Source organism: Janthinobacterium sp. UMAB-56 (genome assembly GCF_900095265.1).
GTDB lineage: Bacteria > Pseudomonadota > Gammaproteobacteria > Burkholderiales > Burkholderiaceae_D > Janthinobacterium.
Window position 1 is genome coordinate 1 of the sequence record NZ_LT607689.1, and the last position, 1860, is coordinate 1860.

Sequence of the window (1860 nt, forward strand, 5' to 3'; positions counted from 1 at the left end):
CTGGCTGGCAGCACACCTGTTTTCCGCGTGAACAGCGACGGCGCCGGCGCTCCCGGCTCGATTGCCATCACCGCCAAGCCGGTGAATGTGGTGGGCGATATCGTGTTTTCGGTGTCTGCCGGCACGCAGATGACCGTCAACGGCAACGTGGCCACGGTAGATTTCGCCACCATGACCACGGATACGGCCCTGGTGCAGGCCCGCATCCGCGAATTCGGCGTCGACTATATCGGCAACTACATGATCAGCAAGGTCTTCGATGGCGTCACCGGTGAGCCGGGCCTGGCCGGTTTGAACACGGGCCAGGCCTTCGCCTACAAGCGCGTGGCTGTGGCGCCTGCGGATTCGCCGGGTGACGTGATCTTTACCTTTGCCACGGCCAGCATCACGACGCCGGCCGGCAACGACCTGGCCAACGGCTGGTCGAAGAATATCCCGGCAGGCACGGCGCCGCTGTACGTGCGTGTGGCGGCCGCCAGCTCGCGCAATGCCACGGACGGTATTGCCGCCAATGAGTGGGCGGGGGCCGTGCAGCTGGCCAAGGACGGCATGGACGGCGCAGCTGGTACGAATGGCGCTGCAGGCGCAAACGGTAGCAACGGCGCAAATGGTGTGGATGGCTTGAACGTGGCACCCGTGCGCATCTACCAGCGTGGCGCCACCAATATTGCGCCGGCGCTGCCGAGCGCGGCATGCACGTTCACGTTTGCTACAGGCGCATTGGTGGGCCTGAACAACGGCTGGTCGACGCAGGTGCCGACGGCGGGTGGCGCTTATCTGTTCACGTCCGGCGCCACGGCCGCATCGCGCACGGCGACCGACGATATTCAGGCAGGAGAGTGGGCCGCAGCCGCGCGCCTGGCCGCCGACGGCGCCACCGGCCAGCGTGGCACGGTGACGATTACCGCGCCCGGCTATTCCACCTGGTCGGATGCGTCGGCTGTGTATGAGCTTGGCCACGCAGGCTATGGCGCGCCGATCAACCGGGACGTGGTCACGCTGTATGACGCCACGCATGTGGTGACGAAATATTTTGACAACGGCGCATGGCTGGTGCTTGGTACGGTGCTGAATGGCAATCTACTGGTGGATGGGTCGGTGGCGGCCAAAGCGCTGTCGGTGGACAAGCTGTCGTCGATCAAGGCGAATCTGGGCGAGGTGACTGCTGGCGATCTGTACGGCACTACGCTGCACGGTGGGCCGGGCTACCCCACCAACGTCTACGATTGGCCCACAAACGGCGGGACTGGCTTTCACCTCAGTGAGCGAGGGCTTTTGCTCGGCAATGCACGCACTGGCGGTTACGTCGAATTAGGGAGTGGGGGATATGTATCCATGCCTGGATTGTTGATAGAAAACGGTAAGGCCTCCTTTTCAGGACAGCTGTCGGCTGTTACTGGCACGGTCGGCTTGCTTCGCAGTCGGGACACGGGAGGTCGCATTGAAATTGCTGGCGAGACAATTCAAGTATTCGACGAGAACAATAAGCGTCGCGTATTACTGGGGCGTCTGAAATGAATTACGGGTTACAAGTTTTAGATGCTGATGAACATGTCGTATTTGATTCATATTTGGCGGCTGGCGGCGTGTGCCTGGGCATATTTGAAGTGCCGCATGCAGGTGCCGTGTTTACATTTCCCGATATGGGCGGTGATTGGCGCGGATTTTCCATCAATCTGGTTGGCCGGAATGTAGCAGGAATGACCTATGACAACGCATTGGGATATCCGCGATTTACCTTTGACGACCTCAATTGGGGGCGCGTGGTTGCGCTACTGGTCAAATGAGTAATTTCGGACTGCAAACATTTAATGGGGTGAACGAGTTGACAGTTAGCAGCAATGCGAATTTGCTGCACTG

2 protein-coding genes are annotated in these 1860 nt (G+C 60.3%); both read left to right on the forward strand.

From position 1 onward, the window contains the following. Nucleotides 1–27: 27 nt before the first annotated feature. Nucleotides 28–1518 carry a hypothetical protein gene (locus K0F85_RS28230; RefSeq protein ID WP_219119117.1) on the forward strand — a complete coding sequence of 497 codons (1491 nt, stop codon included), beginning with the start codon at nucleotides 28–30 and terminating at the stop codon, nucleotides 1516–1518. Beyond that, nucleotides 1515–1787: a hypothetical protein gene (locus tag K0F85_RS28235; RefSeq protein WP_219119118.1), complete on the forward strand. Its 273-nt coding sequence runs from the start codon at nucleotides 1515–1517 to the stop codon at nucleotides 1785–1787. Before K0F85_RS28230 ends, K0F85_RS28235 begins: the two co-directional genes overlap by 4 nt. Nucleotides 1788–1860 lie beyond the last annotated feature (73 nt).